The sequence below is a fragment of the Caballeronia zhejiangensis genome, assembly GCF_022879815.1.
Lineage (GTDB): Bacteria > Pseudomonadota > Gammaproteobacteria > Burkholderiales > Burkholderiaceae > Caballeronia > Caballeronia zhejiangensis.
Genome location: NZ_CP084285.1, coordinates 936,611 through 959,097 on the forward strand (window position 1 = coordinate 936,611; position 22,487 = coordinate 959,097).

Genomic DNA, 22,487 nt, shown 5'->3' on the forward strand with positions numbered 1-22,487 from the left:
AGGCCAACTCGCAGAGAGAGACATCACCATGTCGCAACAGCAGAACCACGCAGCCGACGATCTCGTCTACACGGTCGTCATCAACGACGAAGAGCAGTATTCGATCTGGCCGACGTTCCGCGACGTGCCCGCGGGCTGGCGCGAAGCCGGCAAGCGCGGCGCGAAGGCCGATTGCCTCGCGTACATCGAACAGGTCTGGACCGACATGCGCCCCGCGAGCCTGCGCCGTCACATGGACGCCATCGCCACACAAGCCCGCGCGAGCCTGAACTGATGAGCGCGCTCTCCGTGACCGCGCCCGCGCTCGCCGATCTGCGGATCGAGCCGGGCTTGCCGGTCGTCGTATCGCCGCGCGCGGGCGTCGATCTGTCGCTCGCCGATGCCGCGCCGCTGCTGCATTCGATCGTCGCGGAATCGCTCGAACGCGCGGGCGGCGTGCGCTTCACCGGCTTTCGCGTCGAGTCGATCGAGGCGTTCCAGCAATTCGCCGCGTCGTTCGGCGATCCGCTGATCGGCTACGAATTCGCCTCGACGCCGCGCAGCCAGGTCGAGGGCGCGGTGTACACGTCGACGGAATATCCGCCGCATCGCTCGATTCCGCTGCACAACGAGCAGTCGTACACGCGCGAATGGCCGATGCGCATCTGGTTCCACTGCGCGCTCGCGGCGCGTGCGGGCGGCGCGACGCCGATCGCCGACAGCCGCGCGGTGTATCGCGCGCTCGGTCCGGCGCTCGTCGAACGCTTCGCGAAGCGCGAGCTGCTGTACGTGCGCAACTTCGGGCAAGGACTCGATCTGCCGTGGCAGAACGCGTTCGGCACGGACGATCCGCGCGAGGTCGAGCGCATCTGCGCGGCGCGCGGGATTGCCTGCGCGTGGCGCGACAGCGACGACGGCGAACTGCTGCTGCGCACGGAAGAGCGTTGTCAGGCGGTCGCGCGGCATCCGCGCACGGGCGACATGGTCTGGTTCAATCAGGCGAATCTCTTTCATCTTTCCGCGCTCGACGACGACATGCAGGAAGCGCTCGTCGATGCCGTCGGATTGGAAAACGTGCCGCGCAACGTCTTTTACGGCGACGGCGCGCCGCTCGAAGCCGATGCGCTCGCCGAGATCCGCGCGGTGCTCGACGAAAAGCGCATCGCATTTCCGTGGCTCACCGGCGACGTGCTGATGCTCGACAACATGCTGACCGCGCACGCGCGCGATCCGTTCGAAGGACCGCGCCGCGTCGTCGTGGCGATGGCGCAGAGTTACCGCGAGGCGCGATGACATTGTCCGTGGCGCTGCGCGCGCGTTCGTTGACGGTCGCCTATCGCGACGACGTCGTGCTGGAAAACCTCGACATCGATATCGCCGAAGGGCGCGTCACCGCGTTATGCGGACCGAACGGCTGCGGCAAGAGCACGTTGTTGCGCACGCTCGCCGGTTTGCAGGCGGCGCGCGCGGGATCGGTCGACGTGAACGGCAAGCCGCTCGCATCGATGCGCCGCCGCGCGCTCGCCCGCACGCTCACCATGCTCGCGCAGTTCAATCAGATTCCGGCGGGACTCACGGTGCGCGAACTCGTCGCCTACGGACGCTACGCGCACGGCGGCTGGATGCGCGGTCTCACGCGCGCGGACCACGCGGCGATCGATGCGGCGCTCGACGCGAGCGGACTCGTCGACGATGCCGCGCGCGATGTCGCCGCGCTTTCCGGCGGCGAGCGTCAGCGTGCGTGGATCGCGATGGCGCTCGCGCAGGAAGCGCCGATCGTGCTGCTCGACGAGCCGACGACGTACCTCGACATCCATCATCAGCTCGACATCCTGCGGGAATTGCGGCGGCTCAATCGCGAGCGCGGACTCACGATCGTCTGGGTGCTGCACGACCTGAATCAGGCGGCGGCGTTCTCCGACGAAATCGTGCTGATGCGCGCGGGGCGTATCGTCGCGCAAGGCTCGCCCGAAGCGATGATCGATCCGCGTCATTTGCTGGAGACTTTCGGCGTTCGCATGCTGCGCGTCACGCATCCGCAGACGGGCGCGCCGATGTGCGTGCCCGCTTACGATGGCGTCGAAGAACGGAGCATCGCCGCATGACGACGCTCGCGACTCGCCGCCGCCTGCATCGCGCGCATTCGTTCTGGGCGCGCGTGTCGCTCGCCATCGATCTGATCGCCGGACGCCGAACGACATGACGACGCTCGCCACGGCAAACGCATCGCGGGATCGCGTGGCCGCGCCGAATCGCGCGGGCGCGATCGCGTGTGCGTTGATCGCGCTGATTCTCGCGCTGGCCGCGCTGCGTCTCTATCCCGAACTGCGCGCGTGGCTCGATGCGCCATCGGGCACGGATGCCGCGCGTCTCGCGCATGTCTTTCTCTTCGATCTGGGCGCGCCGCGCGTGGCCGCCGCGCTCGTCGCGGGCGGCTGTCTCGCGGTCGCGGGCACGCTCTTTCAGGCGCTGACGCGCAACCCGCTCGCCGCGCCCGATCTGCTCGGCATCACCGGCGGCGCGCAGCTCGGGCTGCTCGCGGCGATGATCGCGCCGGAGGTGGTCGGCGCGGCGTCGGTGCCGTTGCTGTTCGTCTGCGGGCTCGCGGCGGCGGGTTGCGTCGCGGCCGCGGCGGGCGGCTGGCGCGCGACGCCCTTGCGCCTCGTGCTCGCGGGCAGCGTGTGCATGCTGCTTTTTTCCGCGATCTCGACGCTCTTGCTCGCGTTCTTCGAGCAGACGGTCGTCGGCGCGTCGCTGTGGGCGAGCGGCAGTCTGTATCAGCCCGGCGCGACGGGATTGATGTCGGCGCTGCGCTGGCTCGTGTTGCCGCTTCTCGCGCTGCCGTTCGTGATGCGCCCGCTCGATCCGCTCGCGCTCGGCGACGATGCCGCTGCCTCCGCCGGCGTGAACGTCGATGCGACGCGCCTCTTCGCGATGACGGTCGCGGTCGGCTTCGCGAGCGTCGCGGTGGCGATCGCGGGCCCGCTGTCGTACGTCGGGCTGATCGCGCCGAATCTGCTGCGTCACCTGCGCGGCGCCAAAGCGTCGAAGCTCGCGGCGCTCGTGCCGCTCTCCGCGCTCGCGGGCGGCGCGCTCGTGCTCGCGACCGACAGCGCCGTGCTCGCGCTCGATCTCGATTCGACCTTGTCGACGGGCGTCGCGATCGCATTCGTCGGCACGCCGCTGATGCTCGCGATGATCAGGAGCGGCGCGGCGTGGTCCGGCGCGCTGCACGCGGGCCAGGCGCGCGAATCGGCGCGGCGCGGCATGGGCGCGGTGCGGGCGTTGTCCGCGTGGCCGTCGCCTGCGCTCGCCGCTTTGCTCCTCGCCATCGGATGCGCGGTGCTCGCGATCGGCGCATCCGTCGGCCCGACGATGCTCGGCCCCGCGCGCTGGATCGATGCGCTCGCGCACCGCGACGACATCGCCCGCATGCTGCTCGAACTGCGCGTGCCGCGTCTTTTGTGCGCGTTGCTCGCGGGCGCGCTGCTCGCATCGAGCGGCGTGCTGATGCAGAGCATCGTGCGCAATCCGCTCGCCGGACCGGAAGTGCTCGGCGTGACGCAAGGCGCGGGTCTCGCGACGCTCGCCGCGCTGATGATCTGGCCGCTCGCCGGGCATCTCTTTCTCGCGGCGGCCGCGTTGACCGGCGGCGGCGCGACGCTCGCCATCACGCTGCTTTTCAATCGGCGGCATCGATACGCGCCGCTCGCGGTGGCGCTGACGGGCATCGTCATCGGCACGTTATGCACGACGCTCGCGCAATGGCTCATCACGCAGCAGAGCGTGCAGCCGGCGCGTTTTGTCGTGTGGCTCGTCGGCGGCACGTATGGGCGAAGCTGGGGCGAAGTCGCGACGATTCTGCCGTGGTGCGCGCTCGCGCTGCCGGTGCTGGCGTTGCTCGCGCGTCCGCTCGATCTGCTCGCGCTCGGCGACGAACAGGCGCTGGCGCTCGGCCTGCCGATCGCGCTCCTGCGTCCGCTCGTGCTCACGGTCGCGACGCTCGCCGCGTGCGCGGCGGTGGCGGCGGTCGGGCCGGTCGGCTTCATCGGCCTGATGGCGCCGCATCTCGCGACGATGCTCGGCGCGCGCACGCACGGCACGCGGCTCTGGCTCGCGGCATTGCTGGGCGCGCTCGTGCTCGCCGCCGCCGATCTCGCCGCGCGCACCCTGCTCGCGCCGCGCGAGATTCCGGCGGGCGTGCTGACCGCGCTGATCGGCGCGCCTTACATGCTGGCGCTGCTCGTCATCGAAACGCGTCGCGAGAAGGGTCGCGCGCGATGACAGAGCAAGCGCGTTCCTTCGCTGAATTCGCGCCGCCCGAGCTTGCGCCGTATCTGCAGAACGTGTGGCTCGGCAAGCCGGACGACGATGCACAACGCATCGCGCTGACATCGCTCGCCGATCATCGCGATGCATTGCTCGCCGCGATGATCGCGCTCTATGGCGGCGATGCCGCGCTTCATGCGCGCGCGCTGCTGTCGCAATGGAGCAAGTACTACTTCGGCCTCGCGGCGCCCGCGGGCGTGGCGGCGGCGAGGCTGCTCGGGCGTCCGCTCGATATGTCGCCCGAACGCACGCATCTCGTGCTGAAAGAGGGCATGCCCGCCGCGCTTCATTTCGATGCCGATGCATTGCGCGCACCCGATGCCGATCCCGCGCGCCGCTATGCGAGTCTCGTCGCGCATCTGGACAGCGTGATCGGCATGATCGCGGGCATGACGAAGATCGCACCGCGCGTGCTGTGGAGCAACGCGGGCAACGTGCTGGACTATTCGCTCGCGAATTGCCGGTCGATTTTCAGCGATGCCGATATCGACGCGGCCTGGCTCTTTCGCGCCGGCGATGCGAATCCGCTGCGCACGCCGATCCGCGATGCGACGCCGCGATCGACGCTTCTGCCCAACCCGTTTCGCGCGCGCCGCGTATGCTGCGTGCGCTATGAGATTCCCGGAGAGACGCAACTGTGCGCAAGCTGCCCGCTGCTTTTGACGATGCGCGACGAAGAACTCGCTTTGCAAGACGCCATCTCTCGATAGCGCTTGGAGCGTGTCTGTGCATCGCGTTCTCCGGTCAGCGCGCGCTCGCCTGCGCGCCGCTCGCCGGCAATCCGACCGTGTCGCAATTCAGCAAGACGATGCCTGCGCGCCCGTTGCGCATCGTCGTGCTCGAATTCATGTTCGCCGAAGACGTGGCCGCGCTCGACATGACGCCCGTCGGTGTCGTCGATCCCGAGTATTACGACGGCTGGATCGGCTACGACAGCGCGCGCTTCGAAGGCGTGCCGGCGGTCGGCACGCGTCAGGAACCGAGTCTGGAAGCGATCGCATCGACGCGGCCGGATCTGATCATCGGCGTGGGTTATCGACATGCGCCGATTTTCGCGGCGCTGGATCGCATCGCGCCGACGGTGCTGTTTCAATTCAGCCCGGATGTGCAGAACGGCAAAGCCGACGGCGCGCGCACGCAGCTCGAATGGACGCGCAGCATCTTTCACACGATCGCGTGCATGACAGGACGCGAAGAGCAGGCGCGCATCGCCGATGCCAAGCTCGATGCGGGACTGGCTCGCGATGCCGCGCGTCTGAAGGAAGCGGGTTTGACGGGCACGCGCTTCGCGCTGTTGCAAGACCTCGGCCTGCCCGACCGATACTGGGCTTATACGGGTAACAGCACGGCGGCGGGCGTCGCGCGTGCGCTCGGCGTTCATCTGTGGCCTGAAAAGCCCACGCGCGAAGGCACGGTGTATGTGACGTCGGCGGACTTCCTGAAGCGGCCGGATGTGGCCGTGCTGTTCGTGACGACATCGAATGCGGCGACGTCCGTCGATGCCACACTCGATTCGCCGATATGGCGCTTCGTGCCCGCGAAGAAGGCACAGCGCGTGACGCTCGTCGAACCGAATATCTGGGGATTCGGCGGGCCGATGTCGGCGTTGAAGCTCGGCGACATGATTACCGAAAAGCTGCTTGCGTTGCCGAAGCATTGAAAAAACGGGGCCTTGCGCCCCGTTCATCGTTCAACCCGATGTGCCATTCGCCTGAACGCCGAGCGTTGCCGCTCTCACGCCGCCGCCGCGCGTCTCGTTCACGACCATTCCGTTCTCCAGCTTCAGCACGCGATCCGCGATGGAGAAATAGCGGTCGTCATGCGTCACGACGATGACAGTCTTGCCACGCGCACGCAACTCCGGCAACAACTGCTCGTAGAACACCGCTTTGAATGCCGGGTCCTGATCGGCGGCCCATTCATCGAAGAGATAGAGCGGACGGTCTTCGAGATACGCGACCACCAGCGCAAGCCGTTTGCGCTGACCTGTGGAAAGCGAGCGCGTCGAGAACGCGCCATCGACGACCTTCACCTTGTGATCCAGCGACAGCTTCGCGACGAGCGCATTCGCGCGGGCATCCGCGGCCGCGCGCGACGCATCGTTCGGATCGACGATGCCGAGCAGCGCATCGAACAGATGGAAGTCGTTGAACACGGCAGTGAAACGCTCGCGATATGCAGCGCGATTCGTTGCATCGACCGCGACGCCATCGACTTCGATCACGCCCGATTCAGGCTCATAAAGCCCTGTAAGCACTTTCGCAAGCGTGGTCTTGCCGCTGCCGTTTCCGCCGACGATGAACACGAGTTCACCCGGCCTGAACGTCAGATCGACGGGACCGATGCGGAACATGCGCTCGTCGCGTTCATGGAAATACGAGTGCGCGACGCCGCGCATGGTGAGCGTGTGAAAGCCCGCATCATCGGCGGAGGAAACAGAAACAGAAGACACGCGCAGACTGCCGAACTCCGCCATCACCTTCTCGATGCGCGCCAGCGAAACGCGCGCCGCGTTCAGCGTGGGAATGTTGTTGAGCAGACCATCGAGCGGCACCAGCATGAACAGAAACACGACAACGTAGCCTGCTGTCGCGCCCGCATCCGCGCGCACGCCGAGCGATGGCCAGAACGCCGCAGCACCGAGAAAGCCGTAGAACAGAAAGATGATCCAGCCCACGCCGATCGCATAGGCGCTGAACGCGCGCCGCCGATGATCGCGCACTTCGCCGATTGCCGCGCCGAGTTGTCCATCGACGAACTGCTGCGAGCGCGCGCGATGCAGCTTCAATTCCTTCGCGCCCGCAAAGAGCGCGCCGAGATAGCCGAACAGCTTGTCCTGCGATTGCCCGGCCGCTTCGAGCGAAGCGATCGCGCGCTTGTCGCCGAGGTGATAGCCGAGCGATCCCGTGATGATCGCCGCGAGCGCGAGCAGGCAAACCGGCCACGACAGCCACGCGAGATAGCCGAGGCAGCCGAACACGATCGATCCGTGCATCACGATGTTCGGCAACGCGAAGAAGAGCATGGAGACATTGGTGGCGTCGTCGGTCAATACGGACTGAACGGGCGCCGCGCCGATGCGCTCGACATCGCGCAACTCCGCCGCCGCCACGCGCCGCGCGACATGCTCGCGCAGTTGCGCCATCGTGTCCTGCGAGAGCCGCGCGAACAGCACGCCCGATACGACGCGCGTGAAGAGCGCGATGACCGCGCACAACGCAAAGCGCCAGGCGAGCGCGCCATCGGCGGATGAAGGCGTCGATAGCGCGCGATTGAGCGTCGCGACGAGCATCACGCTCGCGATGCCGTTCATCACGCAGGCGACGAGCGCCACCGCGAATGCGCCGCGCGAGCGCTTGAGCAGCGCGAGGATGAGGCGCGCAGCGGGCTTCTGCGTGGCGGAAGAATCTAAAGGCTCGTGGATAGCAGTCATTGGCAGGGCATCACTGAACTGAAGTCGGAAAGCGGCGCTGAACGCACCTCTACATAGAGACGTTTCAGCACGACGAATCTTTAGCGCATGAAAAGCGGTAAAAATTTTTTCGCGCGAATCGTCATCCCGAATGAAGCCGCATTTTCAGCGGCCCACGTTCGTGCCGCAGCTTTTCCCGATGCGGCCGGAACCCGAAGGAATTCATGCCGATGACGAGTTTTCCGACCGCGCTGCATCTTCGTATCAAGGCACTCGCGCGCCTTCAACCGGATGCGCCCGCCCTCGCATTCAATGCACATGACGACGCACGTCTCACACGCGGCGAACTGGATGCCCGCGCGTCGCGGCTCGCGGCGCGTCTGCGCGCTGCGGGCGTCGGCGCTGAAGTGCGCGTCGGCGTATGCGTCGAGCGTTCTTGTGAATTGTTCGTCGCGCTGCTTGCCGTGTTGAAGGCGGGCGGCGTATTCGTGCCGCTCGATCCGCATCATCCTGCCGCGCGTCTCGACTGGATCGCGAACGATGCGCGCCTCGCGCACGGCATCGTCGATCGACACGCCGACGATGCGATGCGCGCGCGCTTCACGCGATGCTTCGACGCAGAGCAAGACATCGCCGATGCACCCGCGCTCAACGACGCTGCGCCCGTGCATCCGCGCGCAGCCGCGTACATGATTTACACGTCGGGATCGACGGGCACGCCGAAGGCCGTCGTCGTCGAACATGGCCCGCTCGCCGCGCATTGCGATGCACTTGTGGCGGCGCTCGGCATCGGCGAGGGCGACAGCTTGCTGCACTTCGCATCGGTGAACTTCGATGCGGCGCACGAATGCTGGCTCGCGCCGCTGGCCGTGGGCGCGCGCGTCGTCATCACGGCGCCGCCGCCGTTCGCGCCCGAAGCAGCGCATACGTTGATCGAACGTGAACGCGTGAATGTGGCCGCGTTTCCGCCTGCTTATCTGCGCGAATTCGCTTCCGTTGCCGAGCGCAAAGGCGTGCCGGCCTCGTTGCGCGTGCTCGCGTTCGGCGGCGAGGCGCTGTCGCGTGAAGCGTTCGCGCGCGTGCGTCGTGTATTCGCGGCGCAGCGCCTCATCAACGGATATGGTCCGACGGAAGCCGTCATCTCGCCGATGCTCTGGCCCGTCGAGCCGCACGTCACGCCCGATCTCGACGATGCCGATGCGTATGCGTCGCTGCCCATCGGACGCGTGATCGGTCCGCGTGTCGCGCGCATCGACGATGGCGAGTTGCTGCTCGGCGGCGCGTGCATCGCGCGCGGCTATCACGGTCGCGCTGCGCTCACGGCGGAGCGTTTCGTGCCCGATGCTTCCGGCGAGCCGGGCGCGCGCATCTATCGCACGGGCGACCTCGCGCGCGAACGTGCCGATGGCGCCTACGACTATCTCGGCCGCATCGATGACCAAGTGCAGATTCGCGGCGTGCGCGTCGAGCCTGCGGAAATCGCCGCGTGTTTGCGCGCGCATCCATCCATTCGCGACGCAGCCGTGCTCGCCGATTCGACGAACGGACGCGTGCAACTAACCGCCTGTTTCGCGCCCGCACATGAAGCTGTAAGCGATGCCGCGTTGAAGGCATATCTCGCGGAACATTTGCCCGCAGCCTGGCAGCCGCATCGGTATGTGAGGCTCGCGCGCCTGCCCTATACGTTGAACGGCAAGCTCGATCGCGATGCGTTGAAGAAGCAGGCGGATCGCGCAACGTCGATGTCGCGCGACGCGGATTACATCGAGCCGGCGACCGATACCGAACGCCGTCTCGCGCAAACGTGGCAGCGCATTCTCGACCATGCCGCGCCCATCGGACGTGCTGATCGCTTCTTCGAACGCGGCGGCGATTCGCTCGCGGCGATGCAGTTGCAGGCGGCGATCCGCATCGACTGGCGCGTGAATCTGCGGCTCGATACGATCTTCGACGATCCGCCGCTGCAAGCACTGGCCGCATCGATCGATGCGAGCGAGAAGGAGGCGAGCGATCCGGTCATCGTGAGAAGCGTGGTTTCGTCGGATGCGCCTTATGTCGATCGCGCGGCATCGTTCGCGCAGCAGCGCTTCTGGGTGCTCGCGCAAACGCGCGACGCGGGCGCGGCGTATCACGTCGCGGGTCGTTGGGACATCAGCGGCAGGCTGGATGCAAACGCATTGCAACGCGCGCTGGATCATTTGATCGAACGCCACGAGGCATGGCGCACGACGCTCGTCGAGAACGAAGACGGCGTCGTCATGCAGCGCATTCACAAGTCCTTGCCGGTGACGATTCAGCGTGTGAATCACAGTTCGAATGCTGATGAAGAACGTCACGCGAGCGAAGCGTTCGACTTGTCGAATGGTCCGCTGTTGCGCGCGACGCTCGCATCGTCCGGCGATGAATCGCACCGGCTGATGCTGGCGGCGCACCACGCGATCACGGATGGCTATAGCTCGCGCATCGTCTTCGATGAACTCGCGCATGTTTATAGCGCGTACGCGCAAGGCCAAACGCCTTCGCTTGCCGCGTTGCCGATTCAATACGCGGATTACGCGCAGTGGCAGCGCGAACTCGTCGCGGGTGAAGAGGGCGCGCGTCAGCTTCGCTTCTGGCGCAAGGCGCTCGATGCCGCGCCTGAACCGCTCGCGCTTCCTTTGGATCGCGCGCGTCCAGCCGAACGCGATCATCGCGGGCAACGCGTAACGTTGCGCTTGTCCGCCGATACGTCGAACGCATTGCGTCAGCTTGCACGCACGAAGCACGCGTCGCCGTTCGTCGTGTTGCTGAGCGCGTTCGACGCGTGGCTTCATCGGCTTACGGGCGCAAACGATTTCGTTGTTGCGACGCCGGTCGCGCATCGGCAGCGTCCCGAGACGGCGGCGCTCATCGGCCTGTGCCTGAACACGCTGGCGTTGCGTGCGCGCGTCGATGCGGCTCAAACGTTTTCCGATCTGATGGAAGCGACGCGCATTCATGCGCTCGATGCGTTCGCGCATCAGGACGTGCCGTTCGATCGCGTGCTCGATGCAGTGAAGCCGCCCGTCGCGCGTGGCGACGAGTGGCTGCGCGTGAAGCTCGCGCAGCAGTTCGATGCAGCGTTGACATCGGCGTTGCCGAACGCATCGGCGATTGCAACGCCCGGCCCCGATCTCGCGGCGCGTTTCGATTTCGCGCTCGACCTCACCGACGATGTTCGCGGCATCGAACTCGTCGCGGCTTACGCGTGCGATTGCATCGATGAAGCCACCGCGCGCGCATGGCTTGCGAGCTTCGCGACGCTCGTCGCGGATGCGGTGCGCGATCCGTCGCGCCCGATCGCATCGCTCGATTGCATGCCCCAGCGCGACGTGCAACGAGGCCGCGCACTGAACTTCGAAGCCGACGATATCCTCGCGTTGATCGCGCATCACGCGAGCGCGACGCCTCATCGCATCGCGCTTGCGGACGCGCATACGCAGATCAGTTACGCCGAACTCGACGACGCATCGAACCGCATCGCGCTCGCGTTGCGTCATAAAGGCGCGAAGGCGGAGCAGGCGGTCGCGGTGTGCATCGAACGTTCGGTGCGCTTCGTCGTTGCGTTGATCGGCGCGATGAAGTCGGGTGCTTATGCGGTGCCGCTCGATCCGTCGATGCCGCACGCGCGCATCGATGCCGCGATCGACGCATGCGGCGCGCGTTTCGCGCTCGTCGCGATGAACGACGACAACGCGCCGCGCGCGCTCGGCAATGCTCAACTGCTCGATGTCGATACGCTCGCGCACGATGCATCGCTCGCGAATGCCGCCGTGCAGCGCGTGCAGCTTGCGCCTGCGCAGACCGCTTATGTCATCTTCACGTCGGGCTCGACGGGCACGCCGAAGGGCGTAGCGGTGCCGCATCGCGCGCTCGCCGACTACGTGCAAGGCATGCTCGATGAACTCGCGTTCGCGCCTGGCGCATCGATGGCGATGGTCTCGACGGTCGCCGCCGATCTCGGTCATACGACGCTCTTCGGCGCATTGTGTTCGGGACGCACGCTGCATCTGTTGCCTGCTCGATGCGCGTTCGATCCGGATCGCTTTGCCGCAGAAATGCGCGTGCGCGAAGTGGGCGTGCTGAAGATCGTGCCGAGTCATCTGCACGCGCTGCTCGAAGCGCAGCATCCTGCCGATGTGTTGCCGTCGCATGCGCTCGTGACGGGCGGCGAGTCGTTGCCGTGGGCGCTGGTCGATCGCGTGAAGGCGTTGAAGCCTTCGTGCCGCGTCATCAATCACTATGGTCCGACGGAAGCGACTGTCGGCGCCATTGCGTGCGAAGCGTCTGCATTCGCCGACGATGAACGCAATGCGCAGAGCGTGCCGCTCGGACGCCCAATGCCCAATGCCGAGGCTTATGTTCTCGATACATCCGGCGCGTGCGTGCCGCCGGGCGGCATCGGCGAGTTGCATATCGGCGGGCCGGGCGTTGCGCGCGGTTATCTCGGACGCGCCGCGGCGACAGCGGAGCGCTTCATGCCGCATCCGTTCGTGCGCGGCGAACGCCTTTATCGGACCGGCGATCGCGTTCGTCTGCTCGCGGATGGACGTATCGCCTTCCTCGGCCGTCTCGACGATCAGGTGAAAATTCGCGGCTATCGTGTCGAGCCGGGCGAAGTGAGCGCGGCATTGCGCGCGATCGAAGGCGTGGCTCAGGCCGAAACATTGCCCGTCGATCGCGATGGGCGTCTTCAGCTTGTCTCGTTCGTGACCGGTTCCGCGCAAGACGATTCGACGTTGCGCGATGCGCTCGGCGCGCGCCTGCCCGACTACATGGTGCCCGCGACGATCGTCATGCTCCGCGCGTTGCCGATGACCGCCAACGGCAAGATCGATCGTGCAGCATTGCGCAGCATCGCATCGAAGCCGGTCGAATCCGTCGTAACGAGCGATACGCCGCGCGGCGACACCGAGGAAGCCATCGCCTCGGTATGGCAGGACGTGTTGAAGGCGAAGCACGTCGGGCGCGATGACAACTTCTTCGAGCTTGGCGGCGATTCGATTCTCGTGCTGCAAGTAATCGCGCGTCTGCGCAAGCGAGGCCTTCGCGTCACGCCGAAACAGGTTTTCGATAACGCGACAGTCGCGCAACTCGCGCTAGTCGCGAAGCCTGTCGACACGAACGAAGCGAAAGCGCCTGTCGTCGCGACGAAACAGGCGGATGGAAGCGCAGCGTTGACGCCCGCGCAATTGCGCTTCTTCGCACTCGACATTCCGCAGCGCGGGCATTGGAATCAATCGGTGGAATTCGACGCGAATGCATCGTTCGATCTCGACGCCTTTGCGCGCGCGTTGGATGCGCTGCTTACGCATCACGCTATCTTCAGGCAACGCTTCGAGCGCGATGGCACGACTAACGCATGGCGCATCGTGCAGGCATCGAAGGCATTCGATACGCTGCCGCTCGCAGCCGTCGCCGCGAACGATGAAACGGATGCGCTTGCGCAGTTCGATGCGATTCAGCGCACGCTCGACATTTCGCACGGGCCGCTCGCATGCGCGCTCGTTGCATCGCTTGCGGACGGACGCACGAAGCTCTATCTGGCAATTCATCATCTGATCGTCGATGGCGTGTCGTGGCGCATCCTGCTCGACGATCTGTCGAGCGCATATCAAGCGGCGCAGTCGCGCGGCACCGCGAGTCTTGCGCGTACCGGCGCGACGGCGTCGCAATGGGCCGCGCGCCTTGCGGCAGCCGCGCGTGACACACACTCTCCCTTCGCAGACGAGGCGAAATACTGGATCACCACACTCGCTGCGGGCGATGACCTGCGTCTCGATCATCCGCAAGCGAAGGCAACGAACGCAGACGCCGCGGTCATCGAACAGACGCTCGAAGTCGATCTCACGCGTGCCGTGCTCGCCGATGCCAACCTCGCCTATCGCACGCAGACGATCGAACTGCTGATCGCGGCGCTTGCTCATGCGACCGGCGCGACGTGCCGCATGGAGCTGGAAGGACATGGCCGCGAACCGCTCTTCGACGATATCGACGCAAGCCGCACGCTCGGATGGCTGACGAGTCACTATCCGGTTTCGATTCCGGTGCAGGCATCGCCGATCGAAACGCTCGCAGCCGCGAAAGACACGCTGCGCGCAGTGCCGAACAAAGGTCTCGGCTTCGGCGTGCTGCGCCATTTTGGCGACGATGCGACGCGCGCTTCGCTCGAAGCATTGCCGCGGCCGCGCGTGACCTTCAACTACCTCGGTCAGTTCGATTCGCTCGATTCGCGCGACGCAGCGTTCACGCCGCGCTTCGGCGGCGCGGGTTGCGAGCGCGATCCTTCCGGTCCGCTCGGCAACGCGCTCGCGATTCACGCTTATGTCGCCGATGGAGCGGAGCGCACGCTCAGGCTGCATTGGGTCTACGGCGCGACGCAATTCGAACGCGCGACGATCGAGGCGCTTGCGCAGCGATTCGAGGGCACGCTCGCCGATATCGTCGCTGCATGCGCCGGGCGCATCGCGATGAAAGGCGCAGGCGCGACGCCGGGCGATTTCCCGCTCGCCCGCGACGGCGGTTTGACGCAAGCGGCGCTCGAACGCCTGCCTGTGGATCTGCGCAGCATCGCCGATATCTATCCCCTCTCGCCGATGCAGCAGGGCATCCTGTTCCACTCGCTGTTCGCGCCTGGGCAGTCGACGTATGTGAATCAGTTTGCCGCAACGTTGATCGCTCCCGATGTAGACCGCCTGCGCGCGGCCTTCGAGGCTTCCGTGCCGCGTCACGACATCCTGCGCACAGGCTTTACCGCCGATGAAGCCGCACCGATGCAGATCGTGCATCGCCAGGCGCGCTTGCCTTTCGATGTGATCGACTGGCGCGAACGTAGCGATGCATCGGCCGCCTTCGAAACGTGGCTCGCCGACGATCGCGCGCGCGGCTTCGATCTTGCCGCGCCGCCCCTGATGCGCGTCACGCTGATTCGCGTCACCGACGATGAATGGCGCATCGTGTGGACGCGTCATCATCTGCTGCTCGATGGCTGGAGCACGGCCCGCATGTTTGCGGATGTCCTGCGCGACTACATCGAGCCGCCGCGCGCGCAGCCGTTCGTCGCGCACGCGAAGGCGCGTTATCGCGACTTCATCGAATGGCTCGCGACACGCGATGCGCAAGCCGACCAAGCGTTCTGGACCGACCGTCTCGCACGCCTCGGCGAACCGACGCGCATCGCGCAGCGCGAAGCGAGCAAGGCGCCGACACTCGACGATCATCGCTCGTGGCGCGCGTCGCTCGACCCTGCGATGACCGCGCGTCTCACCGACGCCGCGCGCCGTCTGCGCGTGACGCTCAACACGCTCGTGCAAGGCGCGTGGGCGCTCGTGTTGCAGCGCATGACGCATAAGGCGAGCGTGGCGTACGGCGCGACGGTCGCAGGCCGCCCGGACTCCCTCGCCGATATCGACGGCGTACTGGGACTCTTCATCAACACGTTGCCGGTGATCGCCGAGCCGCTGCCGCAACGCGCCGCGTCCGCATGGCTGCGCGAATTGCAAGCGGATAACGCCGCAGCCCACGAACACGCTCACACGCCGCTCGCGGATATTCAACGCTGGGCAGGTCAAGGCGGCGGTGCGTTGTTCGACACGCTCGTCGTATTCGAGAACTATCCCGTCGATGAAGCATGGGCCGGCCGCGACGAACGCGCGCTAAAAATGCGCGCGTTGCGCAACATCGAAGCGACCGACTTCGCGTTGACGCTCGTCGTGGAGGCGGGCGAAGCTATCGTCATCGACTATGGATACGACGCGGCGCGTCTGGATGAATCGCGTGTGGCGGCACTGCATCGCGCGCTATCCACATGTCTCGACGCATTTGCGACGAACCCCGATGTGCCGCTCGGCACGATCGCGCTCGCGGATGACGTCGCGCGTTTCAATGCGACAGCGCGCGCATGGAGCGATATCGAAAGCCTGCCACTGCATCGGCAATTCGAACGCATGGCGAACGCCGCGCCCGATGCCATCGCGCTTGAGATGATCGCGGTCGACGGCATTGTGAATCGCATCACGTATGCGCAGTTGAACGAGCGCGCGAATCGCGTTGCCGCTGCGTTGCTTGCAGCGGGCGTCGCGCACGACACGGTGGTCGCGCTGTGCGTCGAGCGTTCGTTCGACATGGTCGTTGCACTGTTCGGCGTGTTGAAGGCGGGCGCGGCGTATCTGCCGATCGATCCGGATTACCCGGCGGATCGCATCGCCTATCTGCTCGACGATGCGAAACCCGCTGTCGTGTTGACGCAAACGCACTTGCGTGCGCGCGTGGAGTCGGTTGCTTCGACGGCGCGCGTGTTCGATGTCGATGCGCTCATGCAAGGCGACGCGACGCTCACTGCGTCCATCGACGTCACCGACGCGCATCTCGCGTATCTCATCTACACGTCCGGCTCGACCGGCAAGCCCAAAGGCGCGGGCAACACGCATGGCGCGCTGGCGAACCGTATTGCGTGGATGCAGGACGCCTATCGCCTGACGCGCGACGACGTCGTGCTTCACAAGACGCCGTTCGGTTTCGACGTTTCCGTATGGGAGTTCGTATGGCCGCTCGCGACGGGCGCGAAGCTCGCTATCGCCGCGCCCGGCGATCATCGCGATCCGGCGCGGCTCGTCGCAGCCATTGAGGCGCATCGCGTGAGCACGCTGCATTTCGTGCCGTCGATGCTCGCGGCGTTCGTCGCGCATATCGACGAGTTCGGCGATGCGAAGCGCTGCGCGAGCATCGAGCGAATCGTCGCGAGCGGTGAAGCGCTTGCGCCCGAGCTCGTCGCGCGCGTCGCGAGGCTCTTGCCGAACGCGCGGCTCTACAACCTCTATGGTCCGACCGAAGCCGCCATCGACGTATCGCACTGGACGTGCAGCGCGGGCGATATCGAATCCGCTTCTGTACCTATCGGTCATCCGATCGCGAACCTGCAACTGCATGTGCTCGATGCAGCGCTTCATCCGGTGGCCGCGGGCGGCATCGGCGAACTCTATGTCGGCGGTGCGGGACTCGCGCGCGGCTATCTCGGACGGCCGTCGCTGACAGCGGAGCGCTTCGTGCCCGACCCGTTCGTCGCGGGCGCGCGACTGTATCGCACGGGCGATCTTGCGCGCCGCCGCGACGATGGCGCGCTCGACTATCTCGGCCGCATCGACACGCAAGTGAAGCTGCGCGGACAACGAATCGAGCCGGGCGAGATCGAAGCGCTGCTGCGCGCCGAGCCGGATGTGCGCGATGCGGTCGTGATCGTGCGCGACGAGCAGTTGATCGGCTACGTCTCATGCGCGGCATCCGAGACCTTCGATGAAAGCGCCGTGCTGAATTCGTTGCGTTCGCAACTACCTGCGTACATGGTGCCCGCGCGTGTGATGGCACTCGACGCGTTGCCGGTCACGCCGAATGGCAAATGCGACCGCAACGCGCTGCCGGCCCCGGCGCGAACGCAACGCATCGTGACGGCGGCGCGAACGCAGACGGAACCCGAACTCGCCGCAATCTGGCAGCGCGTGCTGCGAGTGGAGGCCATCGGCCGCGACCACGATTTCTTCACGCTCGGCGGCCACTCGCTGCTCGCGACGCAAGCGAACGCTCAGGCCAATCTGCACTGGTCGCTCACGTTGCCGCTGCGCACGCTGTTCGATGAACGCACGCTTGCGCGCTGCGCCGCCGCGATCGACGCCGCGCTGGCTTCACGCGATGAAAAGGGCGGCGCGCATGACGCCGCGAGCGTCATCGATGCCTTGCTCGATGAACTGGAGACGCAATGAAAACCGCAAGTCAAAGAGGACACGCATGACGCAGGCCAAACCCGATCTGCTTTCGCTCGCGACGCGCTTCGCGCAGTTGCCCGATGCGCAGCGCAAGGTGTTCGTCGCGCGACTCGCCGATGCAGGCATCGACTTTCGTACGCTGCCGATTCCGCCGCGCACGCGAGGCGATGCGTGCGAAGCGAGCGTGCCGGCATCGTTCGCGCAGACGCGTCTGTGGCTGCATGCGCGCATGATCGACGAGCCCGCGGCGTATCACATCACCGAGCGCCTTCAGCTCGATGGCGCACTCGATGCGAATGCGCTGCGCCTTTCATGCGATGCGTTGATCGCGCGTCACGAAGCGCTGCGTACGACGTTCAGCGAGGGCGCGGACGGCGTGCTGCAAACCGTGCACGCGCCCATGCGCTGTCCGTGGAATTCGGTGAATCTCGAGCATCTTCCGGTCGCCGAGCGTGAGGCACGCGCCACGGCGCTCGCGCTCACGGATGAATCGCGTCCCTTCGATCTCGCTCACGCCCCGCTCGTGCGCGCGCATCTGATCAGACTCGATGCGAACACGCACTGGCTTTCTCTGACGACGCATCACATCGTGTCGGACGGGTGGTCCGCCGATATCGCGCTTGCCGAGCTTGCTTCGTTCTATCGCGCGTATGCGTGCGGCGAAGCGGTGTCAGTCGGGCCGTTGCCGATTCAATACGCGGATTTCGCGCTTTGGCAGCGTCGCTGGCTCGATGCGGGCGAGCGCGAACGTCAACTGGACTTCTGGCGCGCACGGCTCGATCCATCGCGCGACATATTGATGCTGCCCGGCGCGGCAGCGCGTCCCGGCGAGCGCAGCGCGCGCGGTGCGCGCCATCTTTTCACGCTCGATGCAGCGCTTGCGGCGCGATTGCGCGTCATCGCAAGCGAATATCGCGCGACGCCTTTCGCCGTTTTGCTCGCCGCGTTGAGCGCGCTCTTCGCGCGCGCATCGGGCGAGGCGCATATACAAATCGGCGTGCCCGCGGCGAACCGCGAGCGTGCTGAAACGGCAGGACTGGTCGGCTTCTTCGTCAACACGCTGACGCTCGCTTCGCGCGTCGATGCAACGCAGTCGTTCTCGATGCTCGTCGATACAACGCAAGCCGCGCTCGTCGATGCGCAGTCGCATCAGGATGTGCCGTTCGAGCAGGTCGTGGAAGCGCTCGGCGTCGTGCGCAGTGCGAGTCATCATCCGTTGTTTCAGGTCATGGCGGCATATGGCGCGCGCCGCATGTTGCCTTCGTTCGCCGATGTGCGCGTGACCGAATTGCCTTCGGGCGCGCCGTTCGCGAAGTTCGATCTGACCGCGAACTTCGAGGAACGCGCGGACGGATCGCTTGCGGCCGCTTTCGTCTACGCGCTCGATCTCTTCGAAGCCGATGCCATTGAACGCCTCGCGCGCCGCTTCGTCGAGTTGTTGAGCAATGCACTCGACGCACCGCCAACGCTCGTCGGCGATCTGCAATGGTTGCCGCAAGACGAACGCATGCAGCTCGACGCATGGAATCGCCATGCGCCTGAACATGCGCCCGAATTCGTCTCGGTGCATGAACGTATCGCACGCCATGCGCGTGCGCGACCGGATGCGCGCGGCGTCGCGGATATGGAGCGCGCCTTCACGCGCAGCGAAGTGGATGCACGCGCGACGCGCATCGCGCAGCGTCTCATCGATGCGGGCGTGCGCGCTGAAATGCGCGTGGGCGTCGCGTTGAGCCGTTCGGTCGATCTGCTCGTCGGCCTGATCGCGGCGCTCAAGTCGGGCGGCGCATTCGTGCCGCTCGATCCAAGTCATCCGCGTGAACGTCTCGCGCAGATTCTCGACGATGCGCGCATCGAGCACATCATCACCGAGCGCGCGAGCATCGATGCGTTGCCCCTTCCAGCGAGCGCACGCGTCCTGCTTCTCGACGATGAAACCCTCTACGCCGACGATGCAACATCGCGCATCGCACTGCCCGATGTCGTCGCGGAGCAAGCGGCGTATGCGATCTACACATCGGGTTCGACGGGCAAGCCCAAGGGCGTGATCGTCGATCACGGATCGTTCGCGCGCCATTGCGTCGCCATCGCGCAACGTTATGGCGCGACCGAGCGCGACACGTTCATGCTGTTCCAGTCGGTTAATTTCGACGGCGCGCACGAAGGCTGGTTCTCGCAGTACATCAGCGGCGCGGGGGTCGCGATCACCACCGATACGCTATGGCCACCCGCGCTGATCTGCAAGCTCATGCGCAAAGAGGGCGTGACGATGACCTACGTGCCGCCCGGTTGCGCGACGCAGCTTGCGGAATGGGCGCTCGTGCACGGCGCGCCACCGACGTTGAAGTCGATCACGGTGGGCGGCGAAGCGACATCGCGTGAAGCCTTCGCGTTGATGCGCCGCGCGTTTCCGAATGCGCGCATCGTCAACGGATATGGTCCGACGGAGACCGTCATCACGCCGATGCTGTGGATGTTCAATCCCGGCGACGATCCCGCGAAGCTCGCGGATTGCGCCTATCTTCCGATCGGCACGCTTGTCGGCGCGCGCACCGCGCATGTGCTCGATGAGCGCTTGAATCGGCTGCCCGTCGGCGTGATCGGCGAACTGTATCTCGGCGGCGACGGCGTGGGCGTCGCGCGCGGCTATCTCGATCGTCCTGCATTGACTGCCGAGCGCTTCGTGCCCGATCCGTATGGCGAGCCGGGCGCGCGTCTGTATCGCACCGGCGATCTCGTGCGGCGTCGCGCCGATGGCGTGTTCGATTTCATCGGCCGCGTCGATCATCAGGTGAAGCTGCGCGGCTTGCGTATCGAACTCGGCGAGATCGAAGCGCAACTCGCCGCACACGACGATGTGCGCGAAGCGTGCGCGGTCGTGCGTGGCAAGGGCGCGCACGCCGCGCTCGTTGCCTATGTCGAATTGAAAGCCGATGCACGCGAACGCGCCGCGCTGGGCCGCGCCGCCGATGCCGCCGAACTCGATGCGCATCTGCGCCGCACGCTGCCCGATTACATGGTGCCGGCGCATATTGTCGTGCTCGATGCGTTGCCGCGCAACGCAAACAGCAAGGTCGATCGTGCGGTGCTTCCCGAACCGCCGAAGAAGGAGCGCATCCACGAAGCGCCCGCTGCGGGCACGGAAGCCGCGCTCGCCAAGATCTGGCGCGACGTGCTCGATGTCGAACGCGTGGGCCGCGGCGATCACTTCTTCGAACTGGGCGGGCATTCGCTCGCGGCCGTGCGTGTGGTGACGCGCATCGCCGAAATGCTCGGGCGCGATGTGCCCGTGCGCGCATTGTTCGAAACGCCGGTGTTGTCGCAGTACGCAAAACGCGTGTTGCAGGCGGGGCTGTGCGAGGGCGCATCCGATGCAGGCCAAAGCGTATTCGAGGCCGACGAACACGGCGTGTGGCCGCTTTCCGCGGCGCAACTCGGCCTCTGGTTCTTATGGCGCGCGCAGCCGAAAAGCGCCGCATACAACATTCCGGTCGCGTTGCGGCTGCACGGATCGCTCGATTCCGATGCGTTGCGCGAAGCGCTTGCGCAAGCTGCCGCGCGTCATCCGGCGTTGCGCACACGACTGGTCGAACGCGATGGCGCGTTGCCGGGTCAGCGCATCGTGCCGATGTGGCGCTTCGAGTTGCCTGTGATCGATGTTGCCGGCAGCATCGACGAAGCGAAGCGCATCACCGATGAAGACGCGCTCACGCCGTTCGATCTCGCCAGTGCGAAGCAACTCTGGCGCGCGCGTCTCGTGCGTCTCGCCGATGACGATCATGTGCTCTCGCTCGTCGTGCATCACATCGTCTCCGATGGCACTTCGATCGATCTCTGGCTCGACGATATCCGCGCAACGTATGTCGCTTTGCGCAAGGGCGCATCGGTTGCAAAGCGCGCATCGAATGCGCTGGTGTTGCCTTCATCGGCGACGGGCGCGCGGCTCGCGTACTGGCGCGATGCGCTGAAGGATCTGACGGCGATTGCATTGCCCGCGCCGTCAGCGGGCCGTATCGAGAATCCGCAATGGCTCGCGAGCCGCATCGGATTCGATCTCGATGATGCGCTCATCGAACGCGCCCGCGCGCTCGCCGTGGAATGCCATGCCACGCTGCCGATGCTGCTGCACGCCGCACTCAACGCGGCGTTGCATCGCGTGACCGGCGTGCGCGATCAGCCGGTCGGCGTGCTCGCATCGACACGCGAATCGACGGGCGACAGCGCGCGCGATGCACTCGGACTCTTCATCAACGCAGTCGTCGTGCGCACCCGCATGACGCATGACGATACGCCCGCGACTTTACTCGCGACCGTGCGCGATGCGGCGCTCGCCGCCTACGCACACGCCGACGTGCCGTTTGCCGATGTCGTGTCCGCGTTGAACGCGCAGCGTTCCGGCGCGGGCAATCCGCTATTCCAGGTGATGTTCAACTATCTGCGCCCCGCCGCGATGGCGACGCGCGACTGGGCCGGCCTCGCGATCGAAGGTTTCGACGATGTGCGTCATCGCGTCGTGTTCGACCTCGAACTGGACGTGACGGAGTATCCGGATGGCCGCGTGAGTTGCGCGTTCTCTTATGCGAACGAGCGCGTGGCTGGGGCGTTCGTCGAAACGCTCGTTACTCGTTTTCTCGCGACTGTAGAGCTGTTTGCGCACGCGCCGCATGAGGTATTCGACTCATGCGACGCCGCGTTCGAAGGGACTGAAGGACTCGCGGCATCGATGGCATCGGATGAAGAGACCGATGAAGCGCGAGCGCTCGCGAGCCTATGGAGCGAACTCTTCGACGGCCAGACGCCCGCGCTGCACGACGATCTCTTCGCGGCGGGCGCGACGTCGTTCGCGGTCGTGCGTTTCGTCGATGCGGCGCGCAAAGCGGGCTTCGACATCGTTATTCATGACGTTTTCGCCACGCCGCATTTCGCAGGCCTCGGCGCGACGCTCGCACGCCGCGTCTCGCTTGCATCGATCAATGACATCTGAGAGACAC

General features: G+C 65.9%; 9 protein-coding genes. 8 read left to right on the forward strand and 1 reads right to left on the reverse strand.

From position 1 onward, the window contains the following. Window positions 1-28 precede the first annotated feature (28 nt). From LDZ23_RS25500 to LDZ23_RS25525, 6 genes are all read left to right on the forward strand, one after another. Window positions 29-274, forward strand: coding sequence for an MbtH family protein (locus LDZ23_RS25500; protein WP_008347630.1), 246 nt, complete (start codon window positions 29-31; stop codon window positions 272-274). Next, window positions 274-1,272: a TauD/TfdA family dioxygenase gene (locus LDZ23_RS25505; RefSeq protein WP_008347633.1), complete on the forward strand. Its 999-nt coding sequence runs from the start codon at window positions 274-276 to the stop codon at window positions 1,270-1,272. The genes LDZ23_RS25500 and LDZ23_RS25505 overlap by 1 nt, the downstream gene beginning before the upstream one ends. Beyond that, window positions 1,269-2,084, forward strand: a complete 816-nt coding sequence (locus tag LDZ23_RS25510) for an ABC transporter ATP-binding protein (protein ID WP_008347635.1) — start codon at window positions 1,269-1,271, stop codon at window positions 2,082-2,084. The genes LDZ23_RS25505 and LDZ23_RS25510 overlap by 4 nt, the downstream gene beginning before the upstream one ends. Window positions 2,085-2,178: 94 nt before the next feature. Further along, a complete protein-coding gene (gene fhuB, locus LDZ23_RS25515) occupies window positions 2,179-4,263 on the forward strand; it encodes a Fe(3+)-hydroxamate ABC transporter permease FhuB (RefSeq protein WP_008347637.1) in 2,085 nt (694 codons plus the stop codon). After that, window positions 4,260-5,018: a siderophore-iron reductase FhuF gene (gene fhuF / locus LDZ23_RS25520; protein WP_008347638.1), complete on the forward strand. Its 759-nt coding sequence runs from the start codon at window positions 4,260-4,262 to the stop codon at window positions 5,016-5,018. The genes fhuB and fhuF overlap by 4 nt, the downstream gene beginning before the upstream one ends. After that, entirely contained in the window at window positions 5,015-5,968 is a 954-nt protein-coding gene (locus tag LDZ23_RS25525; protein WP_051996440.1) for an ABC transporter substrate-binding protein, read from the forward strand. Before fhuF ends, LDZ23_RS25525 begins: the two co-directional genes overlap by 4 nt. 30 nt (window positions 5,969-5,998) lie before the next feature. On the opposite strand, the gene LDZ23_RS25530 is transcribed toward LDZ23_RS25525, so the two are convergent. Next, the gene (locus LDZ23_RS25530; RefSeq protein WP_008347640.1) at window positions 5,999-7,741 is read right to left on the reverse strand and encodes a cyclic peptide export ABC transporter; all 1,743 of its coding nucleotides are present in this window, start codon (window positions 7,739-7,741) and stop codon (window positions 5,999-6,001) included. Window positions 7,742-7,950: 209 nt separating this feature from the next. Between LDZ23_RS25530 and LDZ23_RS25535 the strand changes: the two genes are divergently transcribed. Further along, complete coding sequence (locus LDZ23_RS25535; RefSeq protein ID WP_244808257.1) at window positions 7,951-17,493, forward strand: non-ribosomal peptide synthetase; 9,543 nt, start codon at window positions 7,951-7,953, stop codon at window positions 17,491-17,493. A 25-nt stretch (window positions 17,494-17,518) separates the two neighbouring features. Continuing rightward, window positions 17,519-22,480 (forward strand): non-ribosomal peptide synthetase, encoded by a 4,962-nt coding sequence (locus LDZ23_RS25540; RefSeq protein ID WP_008347644.1) that lies wholly within the window; start codon window positions 17,519-17,521, stop codon window positions 22,478-22,480. Window positions 22,481-22,487 lie beyond the last annotated feature (7 nt).

Bases quoted from the DNA above. Each gene is read 5' to 3' on its own strand.
- LDZ23_RS25500 (WP_008347630.1), top strand. From the start codon at position 29: ATGTCGCAACAGCAGAACCACGCAGCCGACGATCTCGTCTACACGGTC.
- LDZ23_RS25505 (WP_008347633.1), top strand. From the start codon at position 274: ATGAGCGCGCTCTCCGTGACCGCGCCCGCGCTCGCCGATCTGCGGATC.
- LDZ23_RS25510 (WP_008347635.1), top strand. From the start codon at position 1,269: ATGACATTGTCCGTGGCGCTGCGCGCGCGTTCGTTGACGGTCGCCTAT.
- fhuB (WP_008347637.1), top strand. From the start codon at position 2,179: ATGACGACGCTCGCCACGGCAAACGCATCGCGGGATCGCGTGGCCGCG.
- fhuF (WP_008347638.1), top strand. From the start codon at position 4,260: ATGACAGAGCAAGCGCGTTCCTTCGCTGAATTCGCGCCGCCCGAGCTT.
- LDZ23_RS25530 (WP_008347640.1), bottom strand. From the start codon at position 7,741: ATGACTGCTATCCACGAGCCTTTAGATTCTTCCGCCACGCAGAAGCCC.
- LDZ23_RS25535 (WP_244808257.1), top strand. From the start codon at position 7,951: ATGACGAGTTTTCCGACCGCGCTGCATCTTCGTATCAAGGCACTCGCG.
- LDZ23_RS25540 (WP_008347644.1), top strand. From the start codon at position 17,519: ATGACGCAGGCCAAACCCGATCTGCTTTCGCTCGCGACGCGCTTCGCG.